Origin of the sequence: Shewanella seohaensis (genome assembly GCF_023283775.1) — a bacterium.
Classification (GTDB): domain Bacteria; phylum Pseudomonadota; class Gammaproteobacteria; order Enterobacterales; family Shewanellaceae; genus Shewanella; species Shewanella seohaensis.
On the sequence record NZ_JAKILE010000010.1, the window covers coordinates 1 to 16399 of the forward strand.

A 16399-nucleotide genomic window follows, 5' to 3' on the forward strand; every position below is an offset into this window, starting at 1 on the left:
TGTAGTAATCTTCATAGGTGGACCCGTCCTCTTTCTGATGAGTTTTAGCGACTACATCGTGGCCCATTGCGAGGCCGATTAAAAGTGGATGGGTCCATTCCATTATCCATGGCGAGACTCACGCAATTTGTCTAATCGCCCTGCGGCAACTCCGAGGGGATGGTGTATTACTGTGATTGTTGAGTTGTCTGTTGGTCACTTAAAGCAATAAAGAGTAGTGGATGTCTTGTCTGACTTCTCGATAAACATTGATTCGTGCTAGCCGCTGGGAAAATTAATAATTGATGCCTAGATCAGCTGTCCGAGTTAACGTGCCTACGCTTCACAGAGTTGGCTAAGTGAGTTTATAGGTATACTAGGATTTTGGGTTGGAGAAAAGTGTACCTTTTAACGGGTACCTCACTTTTTATTTTGAGCTACTTCTTTAAGAAATATATATGCATCAGGAGTTAGATATTCGTCAAATTTTTGATAACACTTAGCTATGGTTCGGAATGCAAAAGATGACTTGAAGTTGTCATTTTCCATTTCGCGCTCTATTACAGAGTCTAGTTCTTTAAGTAATAATTCTTCGAAAACTTCATTAAATTTAGTAATCGTAATAATCATTCTATTACGAGTTTTATCAAAGACGATTGTATTTTTAAACAAGTTAAGAGTATTAAATACAGAACAAATGGACATTATTCCAAAAAATTCATCATTAAAAACTTTGTGAAACTGTTCTGCATCTATTATCTCGCCACTTTTATATGACAACAATGAATAAAAGAGATACATTTTTGGTGATAAAGCAAGGGATTTAATGAATGGCTCAAGTGATTCCTTACTCAAAAACTCCGTTGCTCTTTGGGTTGATTTAACTGTCTCACCATCATTACCATCAACTGAAAATGCGCTTTCTTTAATACCTTTAAAGCTATCAGTAATTGTTTTTGGCATTATATCAAGTTTAGCTGACAGCCCGTTCATCGCAGTATTAATTTCAAAGGTAATACCGTTTAGTTTTTCACTCGATATTCTAATGTCATCTGATGATTCTTTTAGAATTGCAGAAATTCCACCCAACTCGCTAGACAACTTCGAAATACCACTATTTGAATGAACAGCATAAAAAATAGCAAAAGTTGCAAGAATTAGTGATGATATAGTTGCAGCAAATGACAAATAAGCAACTAATTCCTTATTTTCAGCGAAATTATAAGTGAACAAAAAAATCAAAACTGACACCAAGATTACTATTATGTAAGCAAAGTGAACCCCACTTTTATTTACAAAAATCTCATAAAAAACTTTTGGCCAATCAATTTTAGTGTTATTGTCAGCTTGCACTTTACTTTCCATTATACAGTATCTCCACTCTTAGTATTACAGGAGGATACAGTCAGCATGTATTAAATTAAATACTTTATAAAAACATAGTTCGATATTATATTAGCTCTCTCGATTCTACTTTAGTCATCCGTATATTTCCCTTCACAACCTTATAAGTATTCATATCCTTCATCATATAATCCAGCGGCACCAGCTTAGCCTGTACACTGGAGCTAATATCCATTTCAGCGGCTATCATGCAGCGGTCAGTGGCGTGGCTTTATCTAATTCTAGGAATCAACGAGCCACCCATTGTTAAATTTATAGAGTGCATGCTTGTAAGAAAGGGTTCAGATTACTGTTGGGGTTGGCAAGATTAAGCATTGGCATGTAAGTGACCGTCTACGGCATGGTCGCTCTTTCACATCCATGTGATCGCGACATTCGTAAATCCTTTTACATCAGATGCCGTCGTCGAGCCTATAGGGATACTTCTTCTTAAATAAAAAGGCGGCGTGTCACTGGAATGAAAGTGCTTAATCATTATTTACAGCTTTTGAAATCACAAAAGGTTCAGGTGGTGATAGAAAATAAATCAGCCCATATAGGTCGATTTCTCGCGGTTCGATAGGTAATTGCGTTCTTCGCTAGATTTCATAGTTTTTAGAATAAAAAATGCCGGACTACGGAAGAACATAGCCCGACAAAGGGAAGATAGCGTTAGCTATAGGGCGGCTGGGGTTAACTCGACTAACCAAAGCGATTGGTTATTGCTGGTATCGGTTAAACTCACTAAGGCGCGTTGATTACCTTGGCAAGATTTGCCTAACAAAGGACTGATGGTCATCGTCTGACTGCCACTAAAGGCAAAGTGCAGTGTGCCAGCGGTCGTCATATAAAAATCGCTGTTCACTTGGGCATTGCTGGTGACTTCGTTCAGGCTGATGTCGCCAATCACATCCCCCATATCATTCTCGGACACATTCTGTACCAGCATGTTATAACGTGCGCCGCATTGGCCATTGGCGAACTCGGTGGTGCAGCGGTTTTGTGTGTCCGTGGCAAAGGTTAAGTCGAATTGCAGCAGGCGATTGACGGTGGCGTCGTAGCTAAAGCCTTCGATATCCCGTACCGAGGTGATGCGTCCAAGGCTGGTACCTGCGGCGGCAGAAGGCTTATCGACCAACTCAGTCACAAAACTGCCGACCTTATCTAAGGTGAAAGTACCGTCGTCTGGGCCATTTTCAGTCGCCATCATCTCGCCCCATTGGTTGGTGCTGATGGATGAAAACTGATGGGCGTCAGCCGACTGGGCATCATAGAGACCATTAGGGCCGTCGGACTCGACACTGGCGGTAAACTTATAGCCACTGGCATCTTTGACGTAATGACCAAATTCTCCCGATTGTGCTTGGGGGGATTGACCCTCATAGCTGTCGGAGTTGGCGGTATGCACAATGGCATAGGCTTGATTGGGCAGGAAAGTCACAAAGCTGTCGTTCTCGGTTTCGGGGTCGTACACATGCCAAGTGCCGATTAACGCATCGCTAGCATCTTCGATACGTGTGAGCGTGATATTGCTGGCGCCATTATCCGTGAGGGTCAGCTTGAGGGTGGTTAAACTGACCTCTGCCTTATTGACGACACTGCTGCCATCGTACAGGCCGCCGGAGCCGTCAGATTGGCCGATAAGGCTGACACTGAAGCTGCCTGTCACACTGTCCCAAGTGTAATTACCGTATTCGACCGAGGCCGCCGCTTGGCCACCATCGCCAGAACTTTCGTGGATCAATAGGTAACGGCTATGGTCGATAAAGGTCAGAATATTGCTTTGGCCCTCTCCCTCCGACAGCAGCCAGCTACCCAGCAACAGATTACGATTTGAATTATCAAAATGGCTGAGGGCCTGGGCTTCACCGATAAGACTCAAACCCGAGCCGAGGCTGGCAAAGGCGGTGTTGAGTTGGGAATCAAAATCGGTACTGCTGATATCCAGTACGGTATTGGCGAGCAGATCATGGTGTGAGCTTTTAATCTGAATGCCATTTTCGACATCGCAATCCTGATCTAAAGTCTGCAGCAGTTGCAGGATATTTACCTTTGTGATCACATTGCCCGCTGCAATTTCGGTGGGAGTGACGAGTGCGCTGGCAGCTGTGCTGGGAAACTGAATCGCGCCGACCGAAAAGGTGACTTGTTCCCCCTGTAAGTATTGAAACTCACCAATATCGCTGGTGGTGCCATCGGTTTGGCTGTCGGTTTGATAATGGATCCCGGCAACTGGGCTGTCCCTAAAGATCCCGGTTAATTCGGCATTAGCATTGGTTTCACAGGTGACGAGGGCGGTTTCGGCATTGCTTTGGCTTAAGGTGCCGCTGCCATTGGTGACGGTACAGGTTTGTGCCGTTGGCTGCGTATTAACGGTAATGGCAAAGCTAACGCCTTCATTCTGCATATTCGAAAATGCAAAGGCCTTATCTGTGCCATCACTTTGAACAGAAAGCGTTTCTACTGTCTGGCCATTGGTTTGTAGGGTGAGTTTTAGAGTGTTGGTCAGCCCTTTTACTGTCCCTTTAATGGCAAACTGTTGGGATTCAATGGGGCTAGGATCTTCATCGTCATCATCACCGCCGCCACAGGCACCGAGCGTGAGACCTAAGAGAATGGGAACCGTGAGTCGATAGATTGGCTTCATTATGTAAATTCCTTTTAGGCTACTGAGCAAATATCAGCAACAACTCGCTATCCCACATAGCGGGATGGTCGTTAGTCATCATTGGGGCACGGGCGATAGCGATCGGCAGAAGGGTTCAGGTGCTGAACCCTGAACAAGATATAAATCCTCGGGAGGGATTTTGTCTTTGAAACTTATTGAATGTTTTTGAAAATGAATAATATCAATAGATTGAAGCAAAATTTGTTGAGGTTGAGCGCGGCTTTACTCCATGCCTTCGTCGGCATAACGGATGAGTGGCATCAAGTGTTGATATAAGTCTTCGGCTTCGACGGCGATGTCCTGCGCGCCATGTTCTCGGGCTTTTTGCCTTAGCGCCTCGGAGGGCATGATAGTGTAGAGGTAAATGGGCGTGTTAATGCCACGCTCGCGGATTGCCTGCATCAGCTTCAGACCGGCGAGGGGATCTGTACCCCGGCCCATGTCGGTAATAATAGCATCGTAGCTATACAAACTCAGCAGTGTGAGTGCATCGCTGCTGGTTTTGGTGGTGTAAACCCCAATCTTTTTTTGCTCTAAAAACTGGCGCTCGGCCTGATTATTTTCCGGGTGATCATCGACCCACAATATGCGTGCTTTTACGTTTTGCGGCTCGGCCAACACTAATTGGCCGTTGCGTTCAGCCTGATTGTGATAGAGCAGGGCAAGCACTGCGCTCGACAAGATACCAATCAAGACTAATCCCGGCAGGGTGAAATAGGGCTTTTTTTGCGCGGGTTGAAGTGTATTCGAGTTGGCTGCGCTGGTGGCGTTATCTGTTATTGCGAGTGAGTGGTCTTGAGCGGCAAAACTATTAGCGACGGCATCGGAGCGAATAATGGCGGCGATATCGGGGGAGAGCCGATACCCTCGGCCATGCAAGGTTTGAATAATGGGCACCTTAAGGCCCGCTGCCTCAAATAATTTACGGGTATCAGAGATTAATCTTGCGACGGACCAACTGCTCACCACTGTATTGGGCCAAATATGTTCGAGCAAGCAGGCCTGATCGCAATGGGCGGGATAGGCGTCGATTAGCTTTGCGAGTAACAGGATAACGCGCTCGTCACAGTGGAGCCTTTGGTTGTTGCAGAATAAGGTTCGGTTCTGGGTATCCAACACAAAAGCGTTAAAACAATAATGCATTCAGGTCCCTTGGCATCGAGTCATACTTTAGTTGTTAATAAATTGTATCGATCAATTCAAGTCAAACTTGGCCCTCGAGTCAAATGAATTGTCTGTGATTGAGCTCAAACTCGTGGCATGCCTTGGGCGCTTCTTCTGTTATACTGCCCCCTCGATTTTTTGGAGGCGAGAATGGACGTATCTTCTTTACTAGACGGCCTGAATGATAAACAGCGCGAGGCTGTCGCGGCACCGCAATCCAGCATGTTAGTGCTTGCGGGCGCAGGCAGTGGTAAAACGCGGGTGTTAACCCACCGTATCGCGTGGTTAATGCAGGTTGAACAGCAGAGTCCTTACTCGATTTTAGCCGTGACGTTTACCAATAAAGCCGCGGCCGAGATGCGTGAGCGGGTGGAGAAGGTCGCTGGCACCAATATGGGACGGATGTGGATTGGTACCTTCCACGGGTTAGCGCATCGTCTGTTACGCACTCACTTCCAAGATGCGGGATTACCGCAAAGCTTCCAAATTCTCGATTCGGACGATCAGCTGCGTTTGCTGAAACGCATCCTTAAAAGTTTGAATCTGGATGAAAAACAATATCCTCCCCGTCAGGCGCAGGCCTATATCAATGGCAAGAAAGACCAAGGCTTGCGGCCCAAGCATATCGATGCGGGTGGTTTTCCGATTGAGCAAAACCTGCTGAAGATTTATCAGGTTTATCAAGAGTCTTGCGACCGTGCAGGTTTAGTCGACTTTGCCGAAATCCTGCTGCGTGCCCACGAGTTATGGCTCAATAAACCGCATTTACTGGCGCATTATCAGGAGCGTTTTAAGCATATTCTGGTGGACGAGTTTCAGGATACCAACGCCATTCAATATGCCTGGATCCGTGTGTTGGCCGGCCAAACTGCCAACGTGATGATAGTGGGTGACGACGACCAATCCATTTACGGTTGGCGCGGCGCTCAGGTTGAAAACCTGCACCGCTTCCTGCGGGATTTCCCGACGGCGACTACGATTCGCCTCGAGCAAAATTATCGCTCCAAGGGCAATATTTTGAAGGCGTCGAACGCCCTTATCGCCAACAATCCCGAGCGTTTAGGTAAAGAGTTGTGGACCGACGAAGCCGATGGTGAGCCGATTTCGCTCTACTGCGCCTTTAACGAAATGGACGAGGCGCGCTTTATTGTCGGCCGTATCAATGATTGGTACGAAAAAGGCGGCAATTTAAGTGACTGCGCGATTTTATATCGCTCGAATGCCCAGTCGCGTGTGCTCGAAGAAGCCTTATTACACAAAGGCTTAGCCTATCGTATTTACGGTGGCCTGCGCTTCTTCGAACGCCAAGAGATTAAAGATGCTATGGGTTATATGCGTCTAATCAGCAATAAAAATGACGATGCCGCCTTCGAGCGCGTGGTCAATACACCGCCCCGCGGCATTGGCGATCGCACCTTAGATATTCTGCGTTCAACCGCCCGTCAGCAGGAACTCACCCTGTGGCAGGCTTGTTTACGTTTGCTGGATGAAAAAGTGCTCGCTGGCCGCGCCGCCTCTGCGGTACGTGGCTTTATGGATCTTATCGTCACCCTGCAGGAAGAAACTCAGGATATGGCGCTGTACCGGATGACGGACACAGTGATCCAAGCCTCTGGGCTTAAGGCCATGTACGAGGCGGAGAAAGGCGAAAAGGCCCACGCCCGTATCGAAAACTTAGAGGAACTCGTCACTGCGGCGCGCACCTTCGAAATGCCAGAGGAGCTTGAGGATATGGGCGAGCTTAACGCCTTCTTATCCCACGCGGCCTTAGAGGCTGGCGAAGGTCAGGCCGATGCCTTTACCGATGCCGTACAGTTGATGACACTGCACTCGGCTAAGGGGCTTGAGTTTACCATGGTGTTTATGGCGGGTGTCGAGGAGGGGATCTTCCCGAGTAAGATGGCGCTCGAAGAGGGCGACAGACTCGATGAGGAACGCCGCCTCTGTTACGTGGGCATGACCCGCGCGATGGAAAAACTCTATATCACCTATGCCGAATCCCGCCGTATTTATGGCCGCGAAGATTATGCCCGTCCATCGCGCTTTATTAAGGAAATTCCGCCGCAATATGTGGACGAAATTCGCTTAAAGGCGCAGGTGTCAACGCCGATGGCCAATAATCGCTTCAGTGCGCAAAAGTCGGCGGTCGCCAACGATACTGGCTTTAGTGTCGGCCAAAGGGTGCATCATCCCAAGTTTGGTGACGGCAAAGTGACTAACTTCGAAGGCAGTGGCGCACAGGCGCGGGTACAGGTGAATTTTAGTGATTTTGGCAGTAAGTGGCTGGTGGTCGCCTACGCGCGTTTAGAGGCGCGTTGATTGACGCCAATGTCATGATTTTGTGACAGCTTGAGTCTGCACAAATTCGCTTAAAAGGTAGCTAGGGTATATGATGCTTAGCCTGAAACGTCAACACGCCCTAGCAACCGAGATAAAAAATTAGGTTTGGGAGTAGCTAGTTAATGAATCTAAAGCAGAAGTGGGACGTGTATTCCCGCCTGACTCGACTCGACCGTCCTATCGGCACCTTGTTATTGCTCTGGCCCTGTTTAATGGCGCTAGTGTTAGCTGCGGGTGGAATGCCCGATATTAAAGTGTTGATTATCTTTATTATCGGTGTGGTGATCATGCGCGCCTGTGGCTGCATTATTAACGACTATGCCGACCGCGACCTCGACTCCCACGTTGAACGCACTAAATCCCGTCCCCTCGCCAGTGGCGAAATCAGCACCAAAGAAGCGCTATTGCTGTTTGTGATCTTAGGTTTAGCTGCTTTTGGTTTAGTGTTACTGCTCAACGGTTTAGTGGTTAAGCTCTCTGTTGTCGGCATTATCCTCACCATTATCTACCCCTTTACTAAGCGGGTAACGAACATGCCGCAGATGTTTTTGGGCGTGGTGTGGAGCTGGTCTATTCCCATGGCCTATGCGGCGCAAACCGGTGAAGTGCCCATCGAAGCCTGGTGGTTATTTGCCGCCAATTGGTTCTGGACTGTGGCCTACGACACTATGTACGCCATGGTCGATAGGGATGATGACTTAAAAGTCGGTATCAAATCGACCGCGATTTTGTTTGGCCAATACGATCGCCAAATCATTGGGTTATTTCAATTTGCCGCGCTGCTGTGTTTTATCGCCGCGGGTTGGAGTGCCGACCGTGGCCTGCTCTATGGTCTAGGACTACTTACCTTTGTTGGTTTTAGCACTTACCAACAGATGTTGATTTTTGGCCGCGAAAGAGCTCCTTGCTTTAAAGCCTTCCTCAACAATAACTGGGCGGGATTAGCACTGTTTGTTGGTTTAGGCGCCGATTACCTGTTTTAAGTTTCCCTCTCCGTTTGTATGAGTGCTATCAGGCGTGTCGCCTGATAGCCGCTCAAAACTCATTAAAAGCCTGCTCAACGTTCAACTCATTGACTCGATACGCTATTCATCTGCGACGGCAGACTTGTCGAATCTAGAGCGTCAGAAGCTTTATCCTCAGAAGCTTCGGCCTCAGAAGATTGAGTCTCTGCACATTGGTAAGCATTTCCCATCATAGTCACTGAGCCTAAAAACTTAAGCGGTTGATAGAGATAAACCGTATCGGCGCCGAGGGCATGGCTTTTGATACGCAGCTCGTTGAGAGTACCCCACACCATATCCCTATCACTGTGTAACCAATAGTCATAGAAATGTCCCTGTGAACCAATGACAGTGCCTTTATAGGTACAGTTTTCAATAGCGACAGAGTTTTCCCATAATATTTTAACCTGTGCCGACTCCTCGGTTGGAAAAGTCACACATGCGGTCAAATTAATACCGAGTAATAACAATAATATTGCACGAAAATTCATTAATATATTGCTCAATTCCAATATTGAATAAAGATGGAATAATTAAATAGATAAGTCTTACTTACGACCTAATACTTTAATACCCGCTTTACTGCGGTCTGAATTTCCATATACCTCAATTTTTTTCACACAGCGGCGCGCACCGAGTGATTTCCACTCCGAGTGTTTATCCTTTTCGATATCGGTATCAAAGCGGACGGTACGGGTTTTATCATCCCCATAGGTCACTACGACGCGCTCAACGCTGACATCTCTTTCTGCCTTGATTTTAATGTACTTTGCTTGTCTACAAATGATAAGCGGGATGGTGGCAGGATGATCACCTATGCCGAGTAACAGGGTTCGACCTAGGGTGATTTCATCGTCCTTATCATCTTTTGCGTGGGCAACGGATGTGGTGAACGCGAGTAGTAAACAAAGAATGAGTCGATGGATGATGGTCGTCGAAAATAGACTGGATTTTAATAACATTATGGCCTCCAAAAAATGGGGGCGAATCATAAGGGATTTAAATATCCCTAAATAGTTTTTTAATTGGTGAATGCGGCGGATATCACGTGATTTTTTAGGAAGTTTCGATAAGTGTTTTTTACTTTGATACAAATGTCATTGTTATTTTGGTTATATTATTTTTGTTTTTAATTAGACTGAAATATCCATTAAATGATGACATTTTATCATCCTATTTAAAGGGCTGATTTAAAGTGCCAATTTTTCACTATCGGCCAAATGCTGTATGTCGTATGCATTTTTCTGGTAGATTGTGACAACTCGTACTCGGCTCGCTCGCTTATCGCCGTATTCGCGGTAAGCAAGACTGGCGCGAGTGGCTACAGGATTTATTCAATGGAGGTGAAGTATGCCGTGCCGACTAACACAATTGTTTGGGATCCAGTTTCCGATTATTCAAGCCCCGATGGCGGGCGTGCAGGGTAGTGCACTGGCGATTGAAGTATCGCAGGCGGGCGGATTGGGCTCCTTGCCCTGTGCCATGTTATCCCTCGAGGCGCTTGAGGCTGAGTTAACCGAAATCCGCAGCAATACCACTAAACCTATCAATGTAAATTTTTTTTGCCATAGTGAGCCTTTACCGCAGGCGGCCAAGCAAGCGGCTTGGCTCGAACAGCTCTCGCCCTATTTCACTGAATTTAATCTCGACCCGAGTGCGCAGCCCGCTGGCGCCCAGCGCACACCCTACAGCAAGGCGCAGGCCGAGGTGTTAGCCAAATTTAAGCCCGAGGTGGTGAGTTTTCATTTTGGGCTGCCCGATGAAGAATTGCTGCTGGAAATCAAATCTTGGGGCTCAAAAGTTATCTCCACGGCGACGACAGTCGAGGAGGCACTTTGGCTCGAGGCTCGCGGCGCCGATGCGATTATTGCCCAAGGTCTAGAGGCGGGCGGGCACAGAGGGCACTTTTTATCCGAGGATTTAACCGAGCAGCAGGGGACTTTTAGTCTATTACCGCAGGTGATTGCGGCGGTGGATATTCCGGTGATTGCCGCCGGCGGCATTGTCGATGCCACCACAGTGCGCGCTGCCATGGCGATGGGCGCTTCGGCGGTGCAAGTGGGGACGGCCTATTTACTCTGCCCCGAGTGCAATACCAGCAGCATTCATCGTGAGGCGCTGCAAAGCGACGCCGCTCAGCATACGGCACTGACTAATTTATTTTCCGGTCGACCCGCTCGCGGCATAGTGAACCGCTTGATGGCCGAAATGGGACCGATAAATGAGGCTGTGCCAGATTTCCCCTTGGCATCCTCAGCCGTTGCAGGCTTAAGAACGGCGGCGGAGCGGCAAGGATTTGGTGATTTTAGTCCGCTATGGTGCGGCCAAAATGCCAGTGGTTGTCGAAACATTCCCGCAGCCGAGCTGACGCGGCAGCTGGCTTTAGGGGTGATGGGGTTATTATCTAGCTGATTATTTCTCACTCAACCTTGTCTCCATGGCCGTCACTCCCCATATCACTACTAAGCCAAGTGAGGAGTTTGGTGTTCATTATCATGGGGATGAGGTGTATCGAGCCGCATCCCTATATTGAATATGCTCGTTGATAGGGATGTTAAATGCTAAAAATCCGACTTAGACGCCAAGCTAAATACCGTATTGCCTTTCTGGTACTGATGATTGCGGTATATGTCCTAGGCTTTCATTTGCTGCCGGAGCAGCTTACAAACACGCGCGAAACCTTATCCTTAGCCGTAGTGACGGTGCTCTATTTTGTGTTGTTGCCAGTGCTTTATTGGTATTGGATTATCAAAATAGGTGCGCAAAAGCCGTGGAAGATATTGGTTGTGTTAAGTTTGAGTAGCCTGATGGCTAGGCTTAGCTATCCACATGAAGTGGCTGAGTATTTCGAGTTTATCGCTTGGCTACGTTACCCCATTATTGCGGTATTACTCATTATTGAGCTGTACTTGATGGTGAGCATTATTAAGGGCTTATGGCAGGCGAGAAAGGCTTCGGGAGATCCAAGATTAACTATCGTTGAGCAGTATGTCGCAATGGCGCAGCCTGAGCCGAGTGCTGAAACGGAAAAAATAGAGTCAATTCATCCCGACAAGCCGTCAGAGTCTGGTTTGCCGCCAAGTGCCGACGAGAAGAGGTTAACATTGGGGTTGATCCTCGCCACTGAGCCCGCCAGTTGGTATTACGCTATTCCTTACTTTTCCCGTCGTCACCCAGAGGCCATTGGCTCACTCAACTTGCTCAGCGCTAAGCCTTGGCATGCCTTGGTTATCATCGTGGGGTTAATGGCCGCCTCAGCGGTGAGCTACAGCTTACTCGATGGAATAAGCCATATTGCGGCACTATTTGTTTCGGGGTTGCTTTTGTACTCCATCCTATTAATGGCGGCAAATTATCGGATCAGCCGTTATTACTCGCTCTACCAAAGGGCGGGTAAGCTCATCATTAATAACGGTATGTGGGGCTTTATGGCCGTTGATTTCACGCAGATTAGTGAACTGAAATTAGGGCACTTTAGCAGTTCTGTGTCGCAGACCTCACAGGGGGACCCCACGCCTAGTGACGTACCCGAAATCTTAACCCTAGGTCGTGGTGAGGCGAATGTGCAGCTGATATTTAAACGGCCACAAGTTTATTACGGCGGGATGGGGCAATTACCTGAGTCATTGACTGTGGTTAACTTAGTCGTCGAGGCCCCTCAAGCGTTAGCCGATACCTTAACCCCAAGTGTTGTGCTAGATAAGGTATCGTAGCGAGAAGAAAATGAGTTCGCGGCCTTGGTGCAATCGGCGCGTCGCTTCTGCTCAAATAGGCTTATATTTTACATGGCTAAAATATAAGCCTATTCATTTATACTGGCGGCCGGGCGGCTCAGTCCTGCAATGCCGCTCTGCTTCACTTGGTATTTGTTCTCAGTAATTGCTTATGTCACTGGCTGAATATCACGACCAACCCTTGTGGTTGCGAGCGATCTCCACCTGAAAGGATAACGCTAATGTTGTTACGTCGAATCATAGTTACCTGTCTCGCCCTTATCAGTTTTTCCACTTTTGCTGCCGATAAAAGCTATCAAGATATAGTGCTAAAAACCTATCCAGATCAACAGCAAACCTCCTTAAAAAACATCGCTGGCGATAAGCCGATTTACCTTAAGTTTTGGGCAACTTGGTGTCAGCCCTGTATGGAGCAGATGCCGCATTTTGAGGAATTGCAGAAAAAGTATCAGGACAAGGTCAATATCCTTGCCCTGAATATCAATATCAACGAAGAACAACCTAAGATAGCCGAAGTGATCTCACGTTTCGGTCTGACTATGCCAATCTGGCTAGACAACGAGGGCGAATTGGGTGTGGCCCTAGGCTTGGTCGGGACGCCCTATAGCGTGTTAATCAATCGCGCGGGCGAAGTGGTTTACACTAGCCATGAGTCGGATGCGAACCTCGATAAATTTATCGATATGTTGGCCAATGGCCAAGAACTCACGGCACAAACTACAGATGCACCAAACCCTGAACAAACGGCTAAATTGCTGAAACCTTGGGAGCAAGGTGAGCATTTACTGTTTTTTACCGCCACTTGGTGTGATTGGTATTTGGCAGAGAGTCGTCCTGAAATGTCTAAGGCCTGTGTTGCCGCCCAGAAAGATTTAGACAACCTAGCGCAACAGTTGCCGAACAAAGCTTGGCATGGGGTGGTGAATCATCTGTGGACGGACGATAAAGCCCTCGCCGATTTTAAACAGCTCTATCCTTCACGCGTCGATTTTAGTATTGATGAATTAGGCGTGCTGTTTAATCACTTTAGTATCCGCAACATCCCGACATTGCTTTGGGTGAAAGACGGTAAAGTCATTGAGCGTATTACCGATTTTAGCCAACCAGAGAAAATTGTCGCAAGGCTCAAGGTTGCGCCATAGGGATTTTCAACCATTTGGCCTTCGAGACATTCGAAGGCCTTTGGGGATACAAGTAGCACTGATACACTACTCACGCTTTAGTTAAATGTCGTTGCCCATGGAAAGCACTGCGCAATAAACTGGCTCACAGAATGGGGAACACCCAAAGGCTGGTTGTTGCTTGGCACTCTGCCAAGTTTTCCACCTTGTTGTTGGATTCTATTGTGGGAGTTTGTGGATGGCACAGATTATCAGTAATGCTGCGGTGGGTCGTACCCTATTGATTTTATTGCTGTGTGCTGGTGTTTTCTTTTTTATCGACTTTTTAGTGCCCGCCTTGGCCGCCCTGATCGTCTGCTTCTCCAGTTGGCCGCTGTATCAAAAATTAATGGCTAAATGCGGTGGTCGCTCGGCGTTGTCAGCCACCATAGCTTTAGTCTTGATTATTCTTGGGCTTATCACGCCGCTGATTTTTGTATTTTCCTATGCTTTACAAGAGATTAGAGCCTGGGTGGAGTGGCTGGTGTATGCCAACCAGCATGGCGCTCCCGTGCCGCTGTGGATTAAGGATCTACCTTGGATTGGCGAGTGGCTCACCCTGCAATGGCAGCAGTTTATCGGTGAACCCCATGAGCTGGGCAAGATAGTCAGCGCGATCAGCGGCCAGAATCTGAGTGGTATTTCCCGTTGGGTACTGCAATTGGGCTGGAATACCTTGGGCCTGTTGCTGACCTTGCTGTTTATGCTGATCACCTTGTTTTTCTTATATAAAGATGGCGAATCGGTGGCTAAACAGTTGGATATTGTTGGCGAGCGCATTCTTCCTGCACGCTGGCATAGGTTCTCCCGCGTGGTGCCTGCGACTGTGAGTTCAACCGTTATAGGCATGACACTTATCGCCATCGGCGAGGGCATAGTGTTGGGGATTGCTTACTGGATTGCTGGTGTACCTTCGGCCGTGGCCTTTGGGGTGTTGACCGCGTTTATGGCCTTAGTGCCCGGTGGTGCGCCAACCATGTTCACCTTGATTTCACTGTACTTAGTCGGCACCGGCGACATGACAGCAGGGGTGGGCTTATTCCTCTGGGGCAGTATCGAACTGTTTATTGTCGATAAAACGCTGCGACCTAATTTGGTTGGCGGGCCAATCAAATTACCCTTCTTGCCGACCTTTTTCGGTTTGATTGGCGGGGTGAAAACCATGGGGTTTGTTGGTCTGTTTGTCGGCCCTGTGTTGATGGCGTTGCTGATTGCCATTTGGCGCGAATGGTTAAGGGACGATCCCAGTACCGAGCCTGACTCACCTGAGGTTCAGGCATCCGCATCCCAAGAGATACTGCCAAAGCATGCAGATTAAAGCTGGCCGTATGTCTGTTTGCGCTCTTCGGTGTAATACCACCAAGGTTTAGGGTCATCACCCGCCATAAAGCGGGTGATAGACAGAAACACATCCAGTACGCAGGGGTCGTGTCTTTGGCCGGTTTTGTCGCACAGAGTGCGATACATCTGGTAGGGATTTTGCCCCAGCAATTGCGCCGGTGTCTCTATGCCGAGCAGGCGTAAATCCGCCGCGCTCGCTTTACCTATATTCGGTAAATCCGTTAATTGCACGACCTTAGCGCGTACCACTTTTGCTGGATTCATTTGTTATCCCTATCCGTTGCACCCATGTTCTAGGAGTCTACCTCGTTCTGAAGCACTTGGTCAGACTTTCAATGGGTGACAGTGGTCGCTGGCTCGGCAAAACGTCGCTGCACTTGCAGTATTTGCGCCTTGCAGGCGATAAAGACCTGCGCCAACTGAGGGTCAAACTGAGTCCCTGAGTTTTCTTGAATGTAATCAAAGGCCTGCTCAGTACTCCACGCCACTTTATAGGGGCGGTCTGAGGTGAGTGCATCGAACACATCGGCAACCGCAGCAATACGGGCGCTTAATGGAATGTGCTCGCCTGCCAGCCCATGGGGATAGCCAGTTCCGTCCCATCGTTCATGGTGGTGGAGGGCGATTTCCTGCGCAAGGGATAACAAGGGATCGTTTTCGTCATCGAGGATCTGCGCGCCAAAACTGGTATGTTGCTGCATTTGCTGGCGCTCATCATCGGTTAACTTACCCGGTTTCGATAGGATCGAATCTGGGATACCAATTTTGCCGATGTCGTGCATCGGCAGCGCCGTAAAATACATCTCACACCAAGCTTGGGAGTCGCAGACTTGCTCGGCCAGAATACGCCCATAATGGCTCATACGGGAGATATGTAATCCCGTTTCGTTATCCCGATATTCTGCCGCCAGCCCAAGCTTTTGAATAATCTTATGGCGCGTCGATTCAAGCTCTTGGGTTCGTTGTTGAACCAGTGCTTCGAGCTGCCTTGCTTGATTGCTCAAGGCTAAATGGGTTTGAGTCCGAACCTTGAGTACCGCTGGGCTGATGGGTTTGGAAATATAGTCCACGGCGCCGAGTTCAAACCCGGTTTGCTCGTCTATGGTATCTGTCTTGGCGGTCACAAACACCACGGGGATCTTGCTGGTCACAGGATCGCGTTTGAGCCTGCGGCAGGTTTCGAAGCCGTCCATCTCAGGCATCATCACATCGAGTAGGATTAACTCTGGTAATGGATGGGTGCTGGCCAGTTTTAACGCTTTCTCACCCGATGTTGCGGCGCGGATCGTATAGTGCGCCGACAGGATCCCATGAATGATCTGAATATTGTCAGGAGTATCATCCACTACTAATAGGGTGGGCTTTGTTACAAATGGAGTCATGGTTTCGCCTCAACTGTGTCGGTTGGTTTCCCGTATTAATCCGGCGACGATGCTGAGAGAGCCTCAATTCGTCCCCGTTAATGCCAGTGCCAAACTAGGCGGTTAATGCTGCTTAATTCCATGAAGAATCAATATAACAATATGAAAATCATCATAAAAAATATGAAGTCTACATTTTCATTTTTCAGGTTATATGATGGCGGTAGCTGTAAGCTTGACGGAAAAATATTGCGGATTTAACGGC

At 48.0% G+C, this 16399-nt stretch carries 13 protein-coding genes; 6 read left to right on the forward strand and 7 right to left on the reverse strand.

Going from position 1 to position 16399, the window contains the following annotated elements; genetic code table 11:
* Window positions 1-399 precede the first annotated feature (399 nt).
* The 3 genes from L2713_RS12615 to L2713_RS12625 form a co-directional block, all read right to left on the reverse strand.
* Entirely contained in the window at window positions 400-1344 is a 945-nt protein-coding gene (locus tag L2713_RS12615) for a hypothetical protein (protein WP_248968133.1), read from the reverse strand.
* A gap of 694 nt (window positions 1345-2038) precedes the next feature.
* Window positions 2039-4009 carry a hypothetical protein gene (locus tag L2713_RS12620; RefSeq protein ID WP_248968134.1) on the reverse strand — a complete coding sequence of 657 codons (1971 nt, stop codon included), beginning with the start codon at window positions 4007-4009 and terminating at the stop codon, window positions 2039-2041.
* 243 nt (window positions 4010-4252) lie between these two features.
* Window positions 4253-5173: a response regulator gene (locus L2713_RS12625; RefSeq protein ID WP_248968135.1), complete on the reverse strand. Its 921-nt coding sequence runs from the start codon at window positions 5171-5173 to the stop codon at window positions 4253-4255.
* A gap of 171 nt (window positions 5174-5344) precedes the next feature.
* Here L2713_RS12625 and uvrD point away from each other — a divergent pair, with 171 nt between their 5' ends.
* Both uvrD and ubiA read left to right on the forward strand, forming a co-directional pair.
* Window positions 5345-7513, forward strand: a complete 2169-nt coding sequence (gene uvrD, locus L2713_RS12630) for a DNA helicase II (RefSeq protein ID WP_220057186.1) — start codon at window positions 5345-5347, stop codon at window positions 7511-7513.
* Window positions 7514-7656: 143 nt separating this feature from the next.
* The gene (ubiA, locus tag L2713_RS12635; RefSeq protein WP_086903820.1) at window positions 7657-8517 is read left to right on the forward strand and encodes a 4-hydroxybenzoate octaprenyltransferase; all 861 of its coding nucleotides are present in this window, start codon (window positions 7657-7659) and stop codon (window positions 8515-8517) included.
* Window positions 8518-8603: 86 nt separating this feature from the next.
* Here ubiA and L2713_RS12640 read toward each other — a convergent pair whose 3' ends face one another.
* Both L2713_RS12640 and L2713_RS12645 read right to left on the reverse strand, forming a co-directional pair.
* Window positions 8604-9029: a DUF4156 domain-containing protein gene (locus L2713_RS12640; protein ID WP_248968136.1), complete on the reverse strand. Its 426-nt coding sequence runs from the start codon at window positions 9027-9029 to the stop codon at window positions 8604-8606.
* 57 nt (window positions 9030-9086) lie between these two features.
* Complete coding sequence (locus tag L2713_RS12645; protein WP_248968137.1) at window positions 9087-9500, reverse strand: DUF2541 family protein; 414 nt, start codon at window positions 9498-9500, stop codon at window positions 9087-9089.
* 388 nt (window positions 9501-9888) lie between these two features.
* On the opposite strand from L2713_RS12645, the gene L2713_RS12650 reads away from it, so the two are divergent.
* The 4 genes from L2713_RS12650 (at window position 9889) to L2713_RS12665 (ending at window position 14750) form a co-directional block, all read left to right on the forward strand.
* Window positions 9889-10950: an NAD(P)H-dependent flavin oxidoreductase gene (locus tag L2713_RS12650; protein ID WP_248968138.1), complete on the forward strand. Its 1062-nt coding sequence runs from the start codon at window positions 9889-9891 to the stop codon at window positions 10948-10950.
* A gap of 146 nt (window positions 10951-11096) precedes the next feature.
* Complete coding sequence (locus tag L2713_RS12655; protein ID WP_248968139.1) at window positions 11097-12251, forward strand: hypothetical protein; 1155 nt, start codon at window positions 11097-11099, stop codon at window positions 12249-12251.
* A 242-nt stretch (window positions 12252-12493) separates the two neighbouring features.
* The gene (locus tag L2713_RS12660) at window positions 12494-13414 is read left to right on the forward strand and encodes a TlpA family protein disulfide reductase (protein ID WP_248968140.1); all 921 of its coding nucleotides are present in this window, start codon (window positions 12494-12496) and stop codon (window positions 13412-13414) included.
* Window positions 13415-13631: 217 nt separating this feature from the next.
* On the forward strand, window positions 13632-14750 hold the full coding sequence (locus L2713_RS12665) for an AI-2E family transporter (RefSeq protein WP_248968141.1): 1119 nt from the start codon (window positions 13632-13634) through the stop codon (window positions 14748-14750).
* On the opposite strand, the gene L2713_RS12670 is transcribed toward L2713_RS12665, so the two are convergent.
* Complete coding sequence (locus L2713_RS12670; RefSeq protein ID WP_248968142.1) at window positions 14747-15037, reverse strand: helix-hairpin-helix domain-containing protein; 291 nt, start codon at window positions 15035-15037, stop codon at window positions 14747-14749. The two genes, L2713_RS12665 and L2713_RS12670, sit on opposite strands and share 4 nt — an antisense overlap.
* A 68-nt stretch (window positions 15038-15105) precedes the next feature.
* Window positions 15106-16155: an HD-GYP domain-containing protein gene (locus L2713_RS12675; protein WP_248968143.1), complete on the reverse strand. Its 1050-nt coding sequence runs from the start codon at window positions 16153-16155 to the stop codon at window positions 15106-15108.
* Window positions 16156-16399: the final 244 nt, after the last annotated feature.

Excerpts from the sequence above, each read along its gene's own strand:
- L2713_RS12615 (WP_248968133.1), bottom strand. The coding sequence starts at position 1,344 with ATGGAAAGTAAAGTGCAAGCTGACAATAACACTAAAATTGATTGGCCA.
- L2713_RS12620 (WP_248968134.1), bottom strand. The coding sequence starts at position 4,009 with ATGAAGCCAATCTATCGACTCACGGTTCCCATTCTCTTAGGTCTCACG.
- L2713_RS12625 (WP_248968135.1), bottom strand. The coding sequence starts at position 5,173 with ATGCATTATTGTTTTAACGCTTTTGTGTTGGATACCCAGAACCGAACC.
- uvrD (WP_220057186.1), top strand. The coding sequence starts at position 5,345 with ATGGACGTATCTTCTTTACTAGACGGCCTGAATGATAAACAGCGCGAG.
- ubiA (WP_086903820.1), top strand. The coding sequence starts at position 7,657 with ATGAATCTAAAGCAGAAGTGGGACGTGTATTCCCGCCTGACTCGACTC.
- L2713_RS12640 (WP_248968136.1), bottom strand. The coding sequence starts at position 9,029 with ATGAATTTTCGTGCAATATTATTGTTATTACTCGGTATTAATTTGACC.
- L2713_RS12645 (WP_248968137.1), bottom strand. The coding sequence starts at position 9,500 with ATGTTATTAAAATCCAGTCTATTTTCGACGACCATCATCCATCGACTC.
- L2713_RS12650 (WP_248968138.1), top strand. The coding sequence starts at position 9,889 with ATGCCGTGCCGACTAACACAATTGTTTGGGATCCAGTTTCCGATTATT.
- L2713_RS12655 (WP_248968139.1), top strand. The coding sequence starts at position 11,097 with ATGCTAAAAATCCGACTTAGACGCCAAGCTAAATACCGTATTGCCTTT.
- L2713_RS12660 (WP_248968140.1), top strand. The coding sequence starts at position 12,494 with ATGTTGTTACGTCGAATCATAGTTACCTGTCTCGCCCTTATCAGTTTT.
- L2713_RS12665 (WP_248968141.1), top strand. The coding sequence starts at position 13,632 with ATGGCACAGATTATCAGTAATGCTGCGGTGGGTCGTACCCTATTGATT.
- L2713_RS12670 (WP_248968142.1), bottom strand. The coding sequence starts at position 15,037 with ATGAATCCAGCAAAAGTGGTACGCGCTAAGGTCGTGCAATTAACGGAT.
- L2713_RS12675 (WP_248968143.1), bottom strand. The coding sequence starts at position 16,155 with ATGACTCCATTTGTAACAAAGCCCACCCTATTAGTAGTGGATGATACT.